Source organism: Wolbachia endosymbiont of Mansonella ozzardi (assembly GCF_020278625.1).
GTDB lineage: Bacteria > Pseudomonadota > Alphaproteobacteria > Rickettsiales > Anaplasmataceae > Wolbachia.
The window spans coordinates 1-16,493 of sequence record NZ_JADAKK010000023.1 but is presented as its reverse complement, the minus strand read 5'-3'; the positions used below and the strand labels follow the sequence as shown (position 1 = coordinate 16,493).

Below are 16,493 nucleotides of genomic sequence, written 5' to 3'. Positions count from 1 at the left end.
TTTAGACAGTAGATCCTAGTATCAACTACTGGGATAACAGGAAAAGGCTACTTGGATGACAAAAAAGGGAGGCGCTGAAATGATAACATTTGTTGCAAAAACAAATGTTCGCTTATAAATTGCAATCAGCTATAAATATTAAGAAATTTACCAGGCAAAAAAAAGAAAGGAAACCAGTTGGTAGCTAATTATTTATATTAACTTTATAAATTGATGTTTTTTTATTCTAAACGTCTAATCTAGCTGCTTTTAAAACGCAACTGATCTAAATTTAAACATTAAGAAATTTACTAAGTAGAAAAAAGGAAAAGAAATCCAGAGTGACGAGTTTTGACTCTATAATACTTTAAATTGGCGTTATAATAATTTGCTGACGCCTAGTTTAAGCGCGGTTTGGCTGAATGTAGAAAAAGTGAAAAGGACATGCAGCTGCTATAATTTGATAAAATCCACCGAAAAATACCCTGAGTTTTTTACTGAACTTTGTTATTGAGCCTGGAAATCAAAAACAAGCCTTGAGTCAGAAATATCACTACTATTATGGTAAGAAAGCTGGAGAGATTTGTCAAGTAGCCTTTCGTTTCGTGACACACACTGCCATGCAATAAGTTTATTGACTTCATAGCAATAGTTACTTTAAATTAGTAACTGTTGTTGCAGCTAAATATTAATGACTTTTTTCTTTTATTTTTTTGCAATTCTTAGCATTTTATCCGCTGTTTGTGTGATCAGCACAAGGAATCCCGTGCATGCAGTACTATTTTTAATTTTCACTTTCGTTAACTCTTCAGCTCTTTTTATCCTCCTTGGAGCTGAGTTTATTGCTATGATGGTGCTGATAGTATATATCGGAGCAGTTGCAGTGTTGTTCCTTTTTGTAGTTATGATGCTCGATATTGACTACATAAGATTGCGTCAGGGTTTTACAAAGCATTTAACTGTTGGTTCTATATTATGTGTCGTGTTTTTTCTCATTATCGGTTTCGTAATCCGCAGCTCAGCGCTGAATATAAGCAATGTTATAAACTATAATACCAATAATGTGAAAGCCATCGGCAATTTGCTCTATACTGATTATATGTACGCTTTTCACCTTTCTGGCATTTTACTACTTGTTGCAATTGTGGGCGCAATTGCTCTTACTTTGCAGGATAAGAAAAAAGGAATCAAAAGACAGAATGTATTAAAACAATTGACACAATCCTCATCTGTAAAGTTGGTTAAGGCTAAATTTGGAAAAGGAGTAGAATGGAAATAGGATTAAATCATTTCTTGGTAGTTGCGGCTATTTTATTCGCTATTGGAGTGTGTGGTATTTTCATCAACCGTAAAAGCATAATCAACATATTATTGTCAGTAGAGGTATTATTGCTAGCAATTAATATCAATTTAGTTGCTTTTTCTGCTTTTACAAATGATATAGTTGGGCAAATTTTTGTCATGTTTGTGTTGACTGTTGCCGCAGCAGAGTCAGGAATAGGACTTGCAATATTGGTTGTATATTATAGAAGCCGTGGCAATATAGATGTTGAGCGAGCGAACTTAATGAAAGAGTGAAGGTATGACTGATATACTAAAATTAATAGTGTTTTTGCCACTTTTTAGTTCATTATCTGCAGCGCTTTTTAGAAGGGATATTTTTAGCCAGTTAATAACAACTGCAGGAATTGGAATATCTGCTGTTTTATCTTGGTATGTTTTTTTCACCTTTTCTCAAAATCATCACTTGAGTTTATTCCCCTTGTTTTCGTTGAGTACCCTAAAGGTAAATTGGGCGATTAGTGTGGATGCTCTCTCATCTTTGATGTTGATTATAATTACCACCGTTTCGCTGGTAGTTCATCTCTATTCTATTGGTTATATGAAACATGATAAGGGAAAGTCTAGGTTCTTTTCTTATTTATCGCTGTTTACGTTTTGCATGATTGTGCTGGTCGTGAGTGACAATTTTGTGCAGCTTTTATTTGGCTGGGAAGGAGTTGGCTTGTGCTCTTATTTACTCATAGGATTTTGGTTTCAGAAATACTCTGCAAATAATGCAGCATTCAAAGCATTTGTTGTAAATAGAGTAGGGGACTTTGCTCTATTAATCGGGATTGTTCTTATTTATTACACATTTCATTCTTTGAAATTTGCTGAAATTTTTGACACAGCTGATTTTTTTGGTGCACAGAACATTAGGGCATTCTGTTGTGAGTTCAGAGTGGTTCATATAATATGCATATTACTTTTTATTGGCTGTATGGGAAAGTCTGCTCAACTTGGCCTACATGTTTGGTTGCCAGATGCAATGGAAGGACCAACCCCTGTTTCTGCACTCATTCATGCAGCAACTATGGTAACGGCAGGTATATTTTTAGTAGCAAAATGTTCTCCGTTGTTTGAGCTGTCAAATGTAGCACAAGAATTGATAGTGATTGTTGGTGCGCTTACTGCCTTTTTTGCAGCTACCGTTGCAATTACTCAGAACGATATAAAAAAAATAATTGCTTATTCAACTTGTAGCCAACTTGGTTATATGTTCATGGCATGCGGCCTTTCTGCTTACAATGTCGCCATTTTTCATTTAATGACACACGCCTTTTTCAAGGCTTTATTATTTCTAGGTGCAGGTAATGTGATTCATGCAATGCATCATGAGCAAAACATCCAGAAAATGGGAAACTGCTGGAAAAAAATCCCTTGCACTTACGCTTTCATGTGGATTGGGTCTCTTGCACTTTCCGGGGTATTTCCATTTTCAGGTTTTTATTCAAAGGATCTAATAATTAATCATGCTTATGGTACTGATAGTTTTGCTTTCGTAATGAGCTTGGTTGTTGCATTCTTTACAGCGTTTTATTCTTGGAGGTTATTGCTTCTCGTATTTCATAGCCAAAAACAAAGTAAAATTAATATATATGAAGCACCGAAAATTATGTTTACACCGCTGCTAATACTTGCTCTTGGATCGGTATTTTCTGGAATATGGGGAGCAAATGTTTTGAATATAACTAGTAATGCGTTTTGGAAATTAAGTTTAGTAGTTGTTAGTGAGCATGAAGTCCATAATTTCTTTATAAAGTTACTACCAACTCTAGTGAGTCTAAGTGGAATAGCGCTTGCGTACTTGATTTATTGCTATCAAAGATTTCAGCAGATTAAAAGTAAATTTTTACTTAAATTTTTGCAGAATAAATGGTACTTTAATGAGATATATGATTTTATCATAATTGCACCGATGAAGTTCATATCCAGGTCTCTATGGAAGTTTGATGTTAAAGTCCTTGATTCATTTGGACCAAATGGTGCGGTAAGTTTGGTTAATGAATGTTCAAAAAGTTCTATAAAGTTGCAAACAGGTTACATATTTGATTATGCGTTTGTTATGTTTGTTACTTTAATAATCGGTGCTTTGTACATTATTGGAATCAAAGAAAGTGTTGTTACTTAGTATATTCTTGCTTCCACTAATAGGAGCACTGATTTTATCTCTAATCAAGATCAACCATAAATCCATATACCTAAGATTCCTCTCTCTATTTTTTGCTGTACTGCCATTTTTACTTAGCATTGTAGCTTGTATAGGATTTGATTATAGTAATGCGGACTTCCAGCTCGTTAGCTACCCAATTAGAAACGCAGGGATGGGAGTGGATGGTATATCGCTACCTTTTCTTCTACTCACAACTTTTTTATTTGTTATTTGTATACTCTACAATTGCAAAATGAGTTATACAACTCTCAAGCCGTATATGGCATTGTTTTTGCTGCTTGAAAGTTTTGTGGTCGGTTTCTTTATTTCACTAAATGCCATAAGCTTTTATGTATTCTTCGAAGCTGTTCTAGTACCAATGTTCTTTATCATTGGCGTTTGGGGAGGAAAACAAAGGGTGTATGCGGCATTTAAGTTGTTTCTCTATACACTTGCCGGTTCGCTGTTGTTTTTACTTGGGTTAGTGTATATGTATAATGTCTTTGGAACATTCGATATACAAAAATTAGCTACGTTAATGCCAAGCCTCGATCTTGGGGTGCAATCATTGTTGTGGATTGCATTTTTTGTCTCTTTTGCAATAAAAGTTCCAATGTTTCCGTTCCACACTTGGCTTCCTGATGCGCATGTGCAATCGCCAACTTCCGGGTCGGTAATTTTAGCTGGCCTGCTTATTAAAATGGGGGGATATGGATTTTTAAGGTTCTCTATTCCAATGCTTCCTCAGGCAAGCTTCTATTTTTCAAATTTCATTGTTGTGTTAAGCGCAATTGCAGTAATATATGCTTCACTAGTTGCATTTGCTCAGGACGATATAAAGAAGCTAATAGCTTATTCCTCAATAGCACACATGGGAATCGTAACTGCTGGTCTCTTTTCATTTTACGAGGAGGGGGTACTTGGTGCTGTGTTTCAAATGATTAGTCATGGCCTTATTTCTGCTGCCTTATTTTTGTGCGTTGGGATGCTATATGCTCGAACCGGAACTTTGGAGATTGCAAAGTATTTCGGCATAGTAAACACAATGCCAAAATTTGGTTTTATGTTTATTTTATTTTCAATGGCCTCGATTGGGTTGCCTGGAATGTCTGGGTTTATAGGTGAGTTTTTGGCTATGGTTGGGGTGTTTAAGAGCATAGGGCTTTTTACAGGGTTTGTTGCACTTGGTACTATTTTGAGTGCAGTTTATATGCTGAGTTTATGTAAGCAAACAATGTGGGGAGTCAGCTATTCTAAATTATTGAATAATCGTCTAGATGGCATAGAATTTTCTGTCTTAATTCTGCTTGCAGTGCTTGTTATTTTGCTTGGATTTTACCCAACTCTTGCACTAAATTATTTAAAACCATGTATGGCAAATTTATTAGTCAAGTATAATGTCCTATGAGCTATATACAGATATTGCCAGAAACGTTCTCTATTGTTTCCTCACTAGTACTGCTGCTGCTTGGGATCGTGTTCAACCGCCGCACCATTAACTTACTAGCACTAGGCTGCACAGCGATTACCTTGATTGTTCTAGTTCTCTTAGTAGAAAATAATGAAGTTTTCTTCTTCAATTCATTGTTAAAACTTAACTTATACATCAGGTTGGCTCAAGGATTGATCCTTACCGTAGGAGTTCTAGTACTCTTACTGCTGAATTTATCAAAATATGACTATAAATATGAATTTTCAATACTGATCCTTTTTGCGCTGTTTGGCATGATGACTCTGGTTTCAGCAAATAATTTAATTTCTTTTTATTTAGCTTTTGAATTGATGAGTGTACCTTTATATGTTCTTGCAAGCTTTAATAAAGATTCAGTCTATTCATGTGAAGCAGGAGTGAAATATTTTATGCTCAGTGCGTTATCTTCCTGCATCATGTTGTACGGAATGTCGCTACTTTATGGATATACAGGACAAATCGATTTTTCTCAGTTAAATTCATTTGCACAAAACCATCAGGTAACCTATGGAATAGTTTTTGGGTTGGTCTTTGTCCTTATTGGTTTGTGTTTCAAGCTTGCTATTGTTCCTTTTCATATGTGGGCTCCAGATGTCTATCAAGGCGCATCTACCATAGTGGCTGCGTTTTTTTCTACTGCTCCAAAAGCTGCACTTGTAACATTTTTAATTAGACTGATAAATGAGGAATTAGTAAATGTTAAAAATTATGTTCAACCTGTTCTTTTATACTTTTCAGCATTATCTGTTCTTATCTCAGCTTTTGGGGCTTTACGACAAAAAAACCTAAAAAGGCTGCTTGCTTACAGTTCAATAGGTCATGTTGGCTTCATATTTGCTTCGCTTTCTATTTTTACGCGGATGGGAACAGATAGCTCCTTGACGTATTTGATGACGTATATTGTTACAAGCATAGGATTGTTCTCATATTTCATACAAATTGACGATGACGATTGCAATATTGCAAATTTATCTGGTATAGGGAAAAAACACCCGGTTTTAGCATTTCATCTTTCTATACTATTGCTTTCCATGGCAGGAGTACCGCCACTTGCAGGTTTTTTTGCTAAGCTATTTATATTTAAAGGTCTAATAAACTCAGGCTTTATCAGTCTATCTTTGATCCTTGTAATAGCAAGTGTTATATCATGTTACTACTACCTAAATATCATAAAAGCTATGTATTTTGATAAGGCTAGTGGTAATAAAATTACTTACTTTAAGGGGCTATTTATTATCACTTCAGTGGCTTCCTTAATCAACATCGTTCTTTTTATATATGTAGAGGATTTATACTCGCTAATTCATTTAGTAACCAAAGGGTTATAAAGTGATTCCTGAAATATTCGAGGGCTTTCATATTCATCATTATAAAGAAGTCTCTAGTACTAATAGAGAAGCGTTGGACTTAATTGATAAAGAGATATCAAATGAAACCGTTATTATTGCCAATAAGCAAACAGATGGTAGAGGGCGCACCGGAAAAAGCTGGGTTTCTCCAAAAGGCAATTTTTGTGCAAGTTTAATTACAGATCTCTTGCATAATCGTTCTGGTATCATTCCAACATCGGATTCCAGAGTCACGTGCTGGGATGATAGAAAAAATCTAAGTGAGTTAACAGAATTGATTTTTGTTACTGCTGTTGCTGTTGGCAATACATTATCATTATTTATAGGTGATAGTAACATTCAGTATAAATGGCCAAATGACATTTTGGTAGACGGTAAGAAAATAAGTGGAATATTGCTTAAAAAAAAATCTAATTCAAATTGGTTAGTTATAGGAATTGGAATTAATATTGATCATGCACCACTTTCAGAAGCAACATGCGTTAGCAGCTACGGCAAGTCTGTGTCTAACACAGACCTATTAAAAGAATTAATAATAAACTTTAATAAACTAAGAAAACAGTTGATATTTGACGGGTTTTATGCTATAAGAGAAATGTGGCTGAAAAAAGCGTTCAAAATGAATGAACAAGTCAGCGTAAAGTTAGCTGGTAAATTGCACGAAGGGATTTTTATTGATATAGATAAAAGTGGTAGATTGGTATTGCAGCAAAAAGATGGAAGTTTAATTTATTCTAACACAGGTGAGTTATTTGTTGATAGTGCATTATGAATACATATGTAATTTTTGCCTACCTTGTCGGCTTTGTATTGATTGCTGGAGAACTGATTTTTACTATTTCTTGCTATATCAAAAGCAAAAGAATTTTAGAAAGCCTTAAAAACAATAATGAAGAAGAAACATAATCGACTACTTATAGTTTCAGGAGTTTTCTTCTTTTTAAATTGTGCAGTCTTTTTTATTTTAACAACGCTCAAAGAAAATATCTCATTTTTTTATACAGTAAGTAAGGCGGTAGTTTTGCCAAATAATCAAAAGCCAATCCGTATCGGTGGAATGGTTGTTGAGGACAGTGTGATACGCAACGAAAGTGAAGTGGTTTTTCAAATGACAGATTTTAACAAGAGCGTTGTGGTAAAATATCAGGGAATACTCCCACCAATGTTTTCAGAAAAAAGTGGTGTTGTTGTGCAAGGCAAAATGCTTGATGATGGAGCATTTTTGGCAGACACAGTGCTTGCAAAACATGATGAGAATTATATGTCTCGAAAGCAAGTAATAAAATAGAGAATTTTTTATTTCGCACGTACATAGCAAATAAATTTTCTTACATATTCATTTTTAGTATTTTTTATTTCTTGAATAGCTCCATGGAAGATGATGCTTCCCTCATATAATACTGCTATCTTATCAGCTATCTAAAACGCACTATGAATATCATGTGTGATTGTGATAATTATAGGGCTGGGATCCTTAGACAGCTTTATTATTATCTCGTTTACTATACCTGACATAATTGGGTCTAGTCCTGAAGTTAGCTCGTCCAATATAATAATCTCTGGGTTGTGTGCAATTGCTTTTGCAAGCGCTACCTTTTTTTCATTCCACTTGATAGCTCTATCGGAAACATATCTGCTATGTTTTTCTCCAATCCGACATCATTTAACTTTTCAATTGCTAATTGCTTTGCCTTCCTTTTGTTGATATTGAAGCGCTTCGTGTAATTAAAAAATATATTTTTCTAGACTGTAACATAGTTGAATAAGGCGGAATTCTGAAATAAAACTCTAAATTTATTTTTGCTTTTGCTATTTATTTTAATAGACCCTGAGTCCGGTGTCAGCAAGCTAATGATTGTTTTTGTTAATACAGACTTGTCACTCCCTGAGCCACCGAGTATGACTAGTGATCCTCCTTTGAATATATTAAAACTTATATTGTTTAATATCGTTTTATCATCAAAAGATAGGCTTAAGTTCGATATTGATATTATGGAACTATGCATGCATCAAAGTAATCATGCAGTTTGCTAGAATAATCAGTATGGATGATAAAACAACAGTTGATGTTGTAACAATGCTGACTCCTCGAGCACCTTTTCTGCAGTGGTAACCGTAACAACAGCTTGAGACAGAAATTATGATGCAAAGCAATTGCTCTCACTAGCCCAGTGATAAAATCATTCATATTGAAGAACTGAGCTGTATATTTTATGTATATATTTACATTGTGGTTAAATTCAAAAGCTGCAGTGATGTATCCTCCGAATATTCCTATTAGATCTGCACATACTGGTAAGTATAGGAAATACTATAACTGACGCTAAAGTCCTTGGTGTAATTAAATATTTGAAAGGGTTGATGTTCAAAAGGCTGTAAGTGCATCTATTTGTTCGGTGATGCACATAGTGCTAATTTCTGCCGCAATTGATGATCCAACTTTTCCCACCATTATTAAGCTGACAAAAACTGGCCATAATTCTTTAATGATGGTGACCGTGACAAGCTTGGGTATTACTTGCTCTTGACCAATCAATGACTAACCCAAGCTTGCTTTGCGAGACTATCACTGCTCCTATAAAAGCCCCTATAAGTCCAATAATTGGCAAGGAAAGAAAACCTATCTCTATAATTTGTCTTACTATATTGTTTAAATAGTACGGCGGTGTAAAGCAGTGATATAGAGATTGAATAAAAAATATAAATTCACTACCAAGCCTCAACAAGAGGTTGATAAAGCACCTACCGATTGTTCTGATAATTTATCAAAAGGGTTCACTTTGCATTTGTCTCAGTTAAAAACCAGTTTTACTGAAAATTTTTGTTAACTTCATCGTAGAGTATAGCCAAGATATGTCCTAAGTTCAATATACCTTAGACTTCTCTCATAACAAACTTTTAGCAGCGCATTTGATGAAACAAAAAACTTACTTGATAAATTCTTTCAACCCCCTTATCATGATAATAAAGCTATTTATTTAACTTCTCAATCTGTGCAGGGTTAAAGTAACAAGAAAATCTGTATTTGGTGCGCTGTACGTACTGCATGTCTTTTTAAAGCTTTGAGTTTTCACCCATAAAAGCTGAAACGCGCTTATAAGTCGTTTTAGACATCATCCAAGTGGAATAACTAGCTAACTCGTGATTTTATTGCCTTTTTTTCCGCTTGGTAAATTTCTTAAATTTCATAGCTTAGGCTAGTTGCGTTTAGAAGCAGCTAAATTGCAGTGCTTAAGGCATAAAAATGCCAATACTGAAAATAGATATTGACTAGGGTTTCTTTTACCTTTTTTCTTATCTGGTAAGTTTCTTAAATATTTATCACTAAAGTAGTATCCAGGATCCCAGTGCCAAGCACTGGGATGACAGGAGAAGGGACTACTTGGATGGTATCCTACTAGGCTACTTGGGTGACAAGAAAAGGAGGTGCTGGAATGACATCGTAGGAATTGGAATAACAGGAGGATGGCTACTTGAATGATATCCTCTTGGTAGGCCCAAGTTACAGTGTTAATACAACTGTACGTTTCTTCTAAAACCACAAATGCAAGAAGTCTTTTGACTGAGATACCCAGTTTAAAGCTTAGGAGTATAGATAAACCTTACTTATTTTACTATCACTGTTTACTTCTTGTAAAAAACATGTTACTAATAAATTGGTAGAATTTTCGGTAGATAACGGAGGAAGTTTTGGCAGTTCCGAAAAGAAAAAAGTCAAAGTCAAGGCGTGATATGCATCGCTCTCATCATGCTGTTCAGCCTAAGAACATTGTGGTATGCACAACAACTGGGGAGTTTATGTTACCTCACAATATAGCAGTTGATGGCAGTTACAAAGGAAAACGGGTTTTCATCAAACAACAGGTAGAATAACTATCATGATATGTTACCCACAGTCAACAATAACATAGCCATTGCACTTGACGCCATGGGAGGTGATTTTGCACCCCTATCAGTGATTCAAGGTGCTAGTTTTTTTTTAGATAACCTTGTCGACCCAGGTATTAAAGTTTTCTTTCATATTTATGGGGATCAAAAAGAAGTATCTCCTTTGCTTTCAAAATATAAGAAAGTAAGTAACGATTCTGAGTTTAATCACTGCTCTGATAATGTTCTTGCAAACGATAAGCCATCTTTTGCGCTTAGGTATCGTAAAGACTCAAGTATGAAAGCGGCTATTGAGGCAGTGAAAGAAGGTAAAGCTTCTGGGATAGTATCCTCAGGTAATACCGGAGCGTTAATGGCAATTTCCAGATTTGTTTTAGGAACATTGTCAAACATTTATCGTCCCGCTATCGTATCTGTTTGCCCAACTAAGACAAAAAGCTTTGCATTACTTGACCTTGGTGCAAATGTCGATTGTAATGCTGACTCATTATTTCAATTTGCATTAATGGGTAGTATATTTGCAAAAATAGCATTAAAAGTTGACAATCCTGAGGTTGCTTTGTTAAATATTGGCACGGAAGAAGTTAAAGGCAATGACTCAGTACGAGGGGCCTTTGAGTTACTCAAGAATACTCCAAGTATTAGCTTCAAAGGATATGTAGAGGCAAGTGAATTTTTAGAGGGTAACGTAGATGTGATTGTTGCTGATGGTTTTGTTGGCAATGTAATGCTCAAAACGGCTGAGGCAACCGCTAGTACTTTCATTAATCTAATAAAACAGGAAGTATTCAACTCATGGACAGCAAAAATGCTTGTTGGCGTATTGTTGAAACCAAAGCTAAATAAAGCATTAGTGCGTTTTAACCCCAAAATTAGAAGTGGTGCTATGTTTTTAGGGCTAAATGGTATCGTTATTAAAAGCCATGGAAATTCTGATGCTATTTCTTTTGCTCATGCTATAAAATTTGCAGTAAATGCCATTAGTAAAAATTTAAACCAGAAGATAATTAGTGAGGTAAGTCACGTTGAGTAGAAGTTTTATATTAAGCACCGGATCTTGCCTGCCAAAAAAAACATTGAGTAATAACGAAATTGCACTAATGGTTGAGACAAGTGATGAGTGGATTAGACAAAGAACAGGAATAACTCAAAGGCATATAGCAGACGAAGGAGAATTAACGTCAGATCTAGCTGTCAATGCAGCAGAAAATGCTATAGAAAAAGCTCAAATCTCAGTAAATGAAGTTGGTTTAATTATAGTGGCAACAACAACACCTGATAAAACTTTTCCTAGTTGCGCAACTATTGTACAAAGTAAGCTAAAATGCAAAAACGCATTCGCCTTTGATGTGCAAGCAGCATGCTCTGGTTTTATATATGCAGTTACAATTGCTGATTCGCTTATAAAAGCTAACAATAGAATTAAATATGCACTGGTTATAGGTGCCGAAATAATGTCCAGGATTGTTGATTGGAAAGATAGGTCAACTTGTGTGCTCTTTGGTGATGGTGCCGGCGCAGTGGTAATAAAATCCGCGGCACATTGTAATGAAACAACAGAGCACTCCACAAGGGGTATAATGTCAGCTAACCTATATTCCGATGGCAATGTAGATGTATTGTGTACCAGCGGAGGAATATCTTCAACTGGTGATTCTGGAAAAATATGCATGAATGGAAGAGAAGTGTTTAAATGTGCAGTGGATAAGTTAACAGCCTCAATAGAGGAAACATTAAAATACAATAATTTGAAAATTGCTGATATTGATTGGCTAATTCCCCATCAAGCAAACATCCGTATCATTGGAGCTATAGTAAAGAAATTAGGTTTTTCTATGGAAAAAGTAGCTAATACAGTTGATCAACACGCAAATACTTCAGCAGCATCAATCCCGTTAGCACTTGATTATGCAGTACAAGAGTTAAAAATAAAACCAGGGAGCCTGGGATTACTGATTGCAATAGGTGCAGGTTTAACCTGGGGTTCCGTGTTGCTGCGCTACTAACAACTTCAGCTATTACTACTTTCGATCTTTTCTATCAATTTCTTGATCAGACCTCTCAGTTTTCTACTGGATTCATCAAGCTCTTGAATCTGCAAGTTATCCTTTTTCATAAGCTCCTTATAATTGCCCTTTATGTAGTCAATCATCTCCTTCATCTGAGCAACCATCTTGTTAATATCCATACCGCCCAAACTAGGTATCATGTCAGGCATAGCTCCGCCTAACATACCACCAGCCATAAGCTGCTGAGACATTTGCATGAATGGCTTTAAGGTTTGATTAAGCAATTCAGGATCCTTTGCTAATTTTTCTATTTGCTCTTTGCAAGTATCCATATACTGCTTCATGAATTCATCACCTTGCGCTTTATCTGTCATAGTTACACCTACTTAAAATACGTATTTTTTCATTATACATTGTTCTCAAGTTAAAAACAATACAAAATGTCCATCACAGCTACATTAATACTTTGTTAAACAATGAAAAGGCTACTCTTTTAGTCATAAAGAATTACATATTCCCTTTAACCACTCCTTATCTTTAACACTGTTTTCTAAGTTTTTATAGACAAATCGATGGTAACTATTTATCCACTTAATTTCATCTTGGATAAGCATTTGCACATCTATTAGCCTTCTATTATGTAGAATAGAGGTCAATTGTTTAAAGTTTAAGAAACCGTTTTCTTGCCTTTTTAACATACATCAGGTTTTCAATTCTTATTCCATACTCTACTGGAATGTAATAACCAGGTTCATTGGAAAGTATCATCCCTGGCATAAGTTTCACTTTATTTCCTTTGATATTGCCTGTGGCCCTTCGTTTACTGATAGATGGCTTCCCACTCCATGCACTGTACCATGCATATAATCTATTCCAAATTTCCATAAGTGAATACGTGACAAGATATCCAATTCTTCACCAGTAGTGTCAAGAGGGAAGACTGCGCTTATTATAGCAATATGAGCTTTAGGTACTATCGTATAATGGACTATTCGTTCATTGGTTGGATTGCTAATTGCTACGGTTCTTGTAATATCAGTTGTGCCGTCAAGACATTTGTCACCAGAATCAATCAAATATAGCCCATCTTCCCGAATTACCTTATTTGTCTTACTGCTTGCACGGTAATGAATGATTGCTCCATTTTCATTAAATGTAGAAATTGTTTGGAAAACTTGGTTGCTTAAACAAATCCTGCTCTTTTCTGTACTCTAAAATCTTTTCTTCGGCTTCAAGTTTCGTACCGTTATTATTTTTAAACCAACATAGAAAATTTGTAACTGCTACTCCATCTCGAATGTGTGCATTTATAGCCCCTGTTATTTCAATTTGATTTTTTACTGTTTTATGAATCAAGCAAGGATCCCCTCTTTTAACTACCTGCTTATTTTGTATTACAGTTATAATACTCATTGGAGTTGTGCTTGGATCTATCATTATTGAATTTAGCTTGTACAGCAAACTTTCTAGCCCACTAACATCAAAAATATTTATATAGTTGTCTAAATTTGCTTGTACAGTCGAATGTTCTTTGTCTTGAACAAAAAACAAATCAACATTACCGCTTTTATACAATACAGCGCGTCCCAGCATACATGGAGTATACTTAGCATTTCCACTTCTTAAACTTTATAACCATGAAATTGAATTTAGATCAGTCAAAAGCACTGCTTCAGCTTCTTTATCTATGCTTTTAGCGACTTTTTCACATTTATTCTTACTACTTTCACTGGAGTACTCAGCTGCATACAAAACTATTGTTTGTTCCCTACTACTAATTTCTTTTTTAATTGAATGTGGCACCAATTTACAAATATCTCCATATTTCCTTATCTCTCTTACAGCAAAATATTGCAAACAACAACCTGGTGAAGTGGTCAATGTTAAGTTTGCTTTTACCCATTTGAGTGAACCCTCTTACTTGAACACTACCCTGATCAAGCTGGTTGCGAGCTTGTGTGATATAGAGCCCATCCATAAAAAATGGATACTCGTTGTTTTTTGTAACAATAAGTAGCCCATTTGTTTCTGTGAAGCCGCACAGCTTTGTCAGCTCTTCTGAATACTCATTTAAATCTTCGTCTAGTATGCAACATAAACGCATCAACATTTATTTCACGTATAAAAAAGCGAAACTCTTCGATTTTTGACATAAGGTTACCTCACGCAGAATTAGCAGCTAATTTTATCTTCCTATTTCTCAAATACACCAATATTCTAACTATTGCTGCTGGAGTTATGCCTTGTATTTGTTTTGCAATGCCGATTGTTGCTGGTTTTATCGCCTGCAACTTTTCTATTACCTCACTTGACAAGCCTTTAACTTGTGAATAGTTAAAATTGATTGGAATTTGAGTATTAACTTCCTCACATAAAAACTTCATATCTGTTTCTTGTCTTACTAGATAAGGCTTGTATTTTGCTTCAATTGCAACTGCTTCACACACTTCATTTTTAGCTGTATTACACATTTTGATATTATTCAGGCACGCGATGCTGTTTAACTCCGGCCATATTTCTTGTAATTTATTCCAATCGATATTGGGGTAGTTAAGTAGATCTAGCGCTGTTTTTCTTATTCCATCATAAGATATTTTAATACCATAGAACCTAAGCTGCTCAGGAGTAATTTTTAGGTTCTCCAACTTCTCCTTAAGCTGCTTAATGGATTTAAGTTTATTCTGTAAAACAGAGTACCTTTCACATGACACAAGAGAAATGTCATAACCTTTTTGTGTGAGCCTCCTATCCGCATTATCTGACCTGATTGCTAGCCTATATTCTGCACGTGAGGTAAATAATCTGTAAGGCTCGGTTACTCCTTTAGTTACCAGATCATCTATCATTACGCCGATATACGAATCTGTGCGTTGAAGAACAAAGCTCTCTTTTTTTCCAGATGCAGAGAGTGCTGCGTTGATTCCAGCAATAATCCCTTGTCCTGCTGCTTCTTCATATCCGGTAGTACCATTAATTTGGCCTGCGAAATATAGACCTTTAATTTTCTTAGTTTCGAGAGTATGAAATAGCTCTCGTGGGTCAATATAGCAATACTCAACCGTATATCCAGGTCTTAATATTTCTGTGTTTTCAAGCCCCTTAATGCTATTTATCATTTCACGCTGTACTTCGATGGGCAATGAATTTGAAATTCCATTTGGGTATATAATATCATTATCGAGCCCTTCTGGTTCTAGGAATATTTGATGACTATTTTTTTCCACAAATTTTTTAACTTTAGCTTCAATAGACGGACAGTATCTTGGTGCAACAACATCATCTAAATATGAAGAAGCTGATCTTTGAAGGTTCTCTCGAATTATTCTGTGCGTATTTTCGTTAGTATGAGTAATAAAACAAGAAACCTGAGGTTGGCTAATTTTCTCTGTGAGATAGGAAAACGGTGCAGGTGGATTATCGCCCACTTGCTCTTGTAATACTGGCCAATTTATAGTGCCACGATCGAGTCTTGGTGGAGTTCCAGTGCGCAATCTACCTAGTTTAAAGTCATACTTCTTCAGCGTATTTGCAAGCCCTACCGCAGATTTGTCCCCCATTCTCCCTGAAGGAGTTGTTTGTTCTCCTATATGAACCACACCACACAGAAAAGTCCCCGTAGTTAGAACGACTTTGCCTATTAATATATGTTCCCCTGAGCTTGTTATTACAGCTTTGATGTGTGGTTCTCCTTTGCTATTACTTTCGATAAGGAAATCATCAACTGACTCTTCTTTTACCGTCAAATTACTATAGTTTAGAATGATCTCCTGTATTGCCCGCTTGTATAATTTTCGGTCTGCTTGTGCGCGTGGTCCCCATACTGCTGCACCTCTGCTGCTATTTAGAATGACCGAGTGTATGCATGCTTGATCGATTGCTCTTCCTATTATTCCATCAAGAGCATCAATTTCCCTGACTACAACACCTTTTGCAACTCCTCCAATTGCCGGATTACAGGACATTTCTCCTATAGTTGAAATTTTATGGGTTATAAGTAGCGTGCTTGCACCAAGGCGAGCTGCAGCTGTAGCTGCTTCACACCCTGCATGACCGCCACCTACTACCACTACATCATATTTATGCATGCTCTCTTGAGTAATTCTTACCCCACTAATATTCCAGCTATCAGCAGTTAATGTCAAATTTTACGGTATCTGTTATCCCAATGTTGCATGCACAATCGTACGAACATTTGTTCCAAAAACATTGTGTATGGCGGATTTCATCTCAAACACAAGGTGTTCCAATCCTTGCTGCACAAGGAACGAGCGGACAACAGTGGAAAAGCTACCTAGTAGAAACGAAAAAAACTACTTAAAGAT

The 16,493-nt window shown here is 35.7% G+C and carries 16 protein-coding genes and 3 pseudogenes; 11 read left to right on the top strand and 8 right to left on the bottom strand.

Translation table 11 applies throughout. The features are described from left to right. Positions 1-670: 670 nt before the first annotated feature. The 8 genes from IHO40_RS03090 to ccmE are packed head-to-tail and all read left to right on the top strand — an operon-like array spanning position 671 to position 7,562. On the top strand, positions 671-1,258 hold the full coding sequence (locus IHO40_RS03090; protein WP_225536709.1) for an NADH-quinone oxidoreductase subunit J: 588 nt from the start codon (positions 671-673) through the stop codon (positions 1,256-1,258). Further along, complete coding sequence (nuoK, locus tag IHO40_RS03085) at positions 1,249-1,557, top strand: NADH-quinone oxidoreductase subunit NuoK (protein WP_225536708.1); 309 nt, start codon at positions 1,249-1,251, stop codon at positions 1,555-1,557. The genes IHO40_RS03090 and nuoK overlap by 10 nt, the downstream gene beginning before the upstream one ends. A gap of 4 nt (positions 1,558-1,561) precedes the next feature. Continuing rightward, on the top strand, positions 1,562-3,433 hold the full coding sequence (gene nuoL / locus IHO40_RS03080; RefSeq protein WP_225536707.1) for an NADH-quinone oxidoreductase subunit L: 1,872 nt from the start codon (positions 1,562-1,564) through the stop codon (positions 3,431-3,433). After that, entirely contained in the window at positions 3,420-4,862 is a 1,443-nt protein-coding gene (locus IHO40_RS03075) for a complex I subunit 4 family protein (RefSeq protein WP_225536711.1), read from the top strand. Before nuoL ends, IHO40_RS03075 begins: the two co-directional genes overlap by 14 nt. Then, complete coding sequence (locus IHO40_RS03070; RefSeq protein ID WP_225536706.1) at positions 4,859-6,253, top strand: NADH-quinone oxidoreductase subunit N; 1,395 nt, start codon at positions 4,859-4,861, stop codon at positions 6,251-6,253. Before IHO40_RS03075 ends, IHO40_RS03070 begins: the two co-directional genes overlap by 4 nt. Position 6,254: 1 nt before the next feature. Further along, positions 6,255-7,046 (top strand): biotin--[acetyl-CoA-carboxylase] ligase, encoded by a 792-nt coding sequence (locus IHO40_RS03065; RefSeq protein ID WP_225536705.1) that lies wholly within the window; start codon positions 6,255-6,257, stop codon positions 7,044-7,046. Next, positions 7,043-7,180 (top strand): CcmD-like small membrane protein, encoded by a 138-nt coding sequence (locus tag IHO40_RS06260; protein WP_458695345.1) that lies wholly within the window; start codon positions 7,043-7,045, stop codon positions 7,178-7,180. The genes IHO40_RS03065 and IHO40_RS06260 overlap by 4 nt, the downstream gene beginning before the upstream one ends. Continuing rightward, a complete protein-coding gene (gene ccmE, locus IHO40_RS03060) occupies positions 7,164-7,562 on the top strand; it encodes a cytochrome c maturation protein CcmE (protein WP_225536704.1) in 399 nt (132 codons plus the stop codon). Before IHO40_RS06260 ends, ccmE begins: the two co-directional genes overlap by 17 nt. Before the next feature lie 8 nt (positions 7,563-7,570). Here ccmE and IHO40_RS03055 read toward each other — a convergent pair. Both IHO40_RS03055 and IHO40_RS06170 read right to left on the bottom strand, forming a co-directional pair. Then, a pseudogene (locus IHO40_RS03055) lies at positions 7,571-8,280 on the bottom strand (ABC transporter ATP-binding protein). Continuing rightward, positions 8,273-9,009 (bottom strand): annotated as a pseudogene (locus IHO40_RS06170) (MlaE family ABC transporter permease). The pseudogenes IHO40_RS03055 and IHO40_RS06170 overlap by 8 nt, the downstream one beginning before the upstream one ends. Before the next feature lie 955 nt (positions 9,010-9,964). On the opposite strand from IHO40_RS06170, the gene rpmF reads away from it, so the two are divergent. From rpmF to IHO40_RS03035, 3 genes are read left to right on the top strand one after another with little or no spacing between them, the layout of a single operon-like run. Then, a complete protein-coding gene (gene rpmF / locus IHO40_RS03045; RefSeq protein WP_225536703.1) occupies positions 9,965-10,147 on the top strand; it encodes a 50S ribosomal protein L32 in 183 nt (60 codons plus the stop codon). A 10-nt stretch (positions 10,148-10,157) separates the two neighbouring features. Continuing rightward, the gene (gene plsX / locus IHO40_RS03040; protein ID WP_225536702.1) at positions 10,158-11,195 is read left to right on the top strand and encodes a phosphate acyltransferase PlsX; all 1,038 of its coding nucleotides are present in this window, start codon (positions 10,158-10,160) and stop codon (positions 11,193-11,195) included. Next, a complete protein-coding gene (locus tag IHO40_RS03035; RefSeq protein ID WP_225536701.1) occupies positions 11,188-12,168 on the top strand; it encodes a beta-ketoacyl-ACP synthase III in 981 nt (326 codons plus the stop codon). The genes plsX and IHO40_RS03035 overlap by 8 nt, the downstream gene beginning before the upstream one ends. Positions 12,169-12,173: 5 nt before the next feature. Here IHO40_RS03035 and IHO40_RS03030 read toward each other — a convergent pair whose 3' ends face one another. The 6 genes and pseudogenes from IHO40_RS03030 to mnmG all read right to left on the bottom strand — a co-directional run bounded on the left by IHO40_RS03030 (position 12,174) and on the right by mnmG (position 16,256). Then, a complete protein-coding gene (locus IHO40_RS03030) occupies positions 12,174-12,545 on the bottom strand; it encodes a hypothetical protein (RefSeq protein ID WP_225536700.1) in 372 nt (123 codons plus the stop codon). A 123-nt stretch (positions 12,546-12,668) separates the two neighbouring features. Continuing rightward, complete coding sequence (locus tag IHO40_RS06060; protein WP_368666760.1) at positions 12,669-12,869, bottom strand: M24 family metallopeptidase C-terminal domain-containing protein; 201 nt, start codon at positions 12,867-12,869, stop codon at positions 12,669-12,671. Further along, positions 12,832-13,304: pseudogene (locus IHO40_RS06055) on the bottom strand (M24 family metallopeptidase). Before IHO40_RS06055 ends, IHO40_RS06060 begins: the two are co-directional and overlap by 38 nt. A gap of 16 nt (positions 13,305-13,320) precedes the next feature. Then, positions 13,321-13,764 (bottom strand): aminopeptidase P family N-terminal domain-containing protein, encoded by a 444-nt coding sequence (locus IHO40_RS06050; RefSeq protein WP_368666759.1) that lies wholly within the window; start codon positions 13,762-13,764, stop codon positions 13,321-13,323. Positions 13,765-13,978: 214 nt separating this feature from the next. Next, the gene (locus IHO40_RS06045; RefSeq protein ID WP_368666758.1) at positions 13,979-14,281 is read right to left on the bottom strand and encodes a hypothetical protein; all 303 of its coding nucleotides are present in this window, start codon (positions 14,279-14,281) and stop codon (positions 13,979-13,981) included. 52 nt (positions 14,282-14,333) lie between these two features. Then, positions 14,334-16,256 (bottom strand): tRNA uridine-5-carboxymethylaminomethyl(34) synthesis enzyme MnmG, encoded by a 1,923-nt coding sequence (gene mnmG / locus IHO40_RS03020; RefSeq protein ID WP_225536710.1) that lies wholly within the window; start codon positions 16,254-16,256, stop codon positions 14,334-14,336. Positions 16,257-16,493: the final 237 nt, after the last annotated feature.

Bases quoted from the DNA above. Each gene is read 5' to 3' on its own strand.
- mnmG (WP_225536710.1), bottom strand. From the start codon at position 16,256: ATGCATAAATATGATGTAGTGGTAGTAGGTGGCGGTCATGCAGGGTGT.
- plsX (WP_225536702.1), top strand. From the start codon at position 10,158: ATGTTACCCACAGTCAACAATAACATAGCCATTGCACTTGACGCCATG.
- IHO40_RS03070 (WP_225536706.1), top strand. From the start codon at position 4,859: ATGAGCTATATACAGATATTGCCAGAAACGTTCTCTATTGTTTCCTCA.
- IHO40_RS06260 (WP_458695345.1), top strand. From the start codon at position 7,043: ATGAATACATATGTAATTTTTGCCTACCTTGTCGGCTTTGTATTGATT.
- ccmE (WP_225536704.1), top strand. From the start codon at position 7,164: ATGAAGAAGAAACATAATCGACTACTTATAGTTTCAGGAGTTTTCTTC.
- IHO40_RS03090 (WP_225536709.1), top strand. From the start codon at position 671: ATGACTTTTTTCTTTTATTTTTTTGCAATTCTTAGCATTTTATCCGCT.
- IHO40_RS06050 (WP_368666759.1), bottom strand. From the start codon at position 13,764: ATGCTGGGACGCGCTGTATTGTATAAAAGCGGTAATGTTGATTTGTTT.
- IHO40_RS06045 (WP_368666758.1), bottom strand. From the start codon at position 14,281: ATGTTGATGCGTTTATGTTGCATACTAGACGAAGATTTAAATGAGTAT.
- nuoK (WP_225536708.1), top strand. From the start codon at position 1,249: ATGGAAATAGGATTAAATCATTTCTTGGTAGTTGCGGCTATTTTATTC.
- nuoL (WP_225536707.1), top strand. From the start codon at position 1,562: ATGACTGATATACTAAAATTAATAGTGTTTTTGCCACTTTTTAGTTCA.
- IHO40_RS06060 (WP_368666760.1), bottom strand. From the start codon at position 12,869: ATGTTAAAAAGGCAAGAAAACGGTTTCTTAAACTTTAAACAATTGACC.
- IHO40_RS03030 (WP_225536700.1), bottom strand. From the start codon at position 12,545: ATGACAGATAAAGCGCAAGGTGATGAATTCATGAAGCAGTATATGGAT.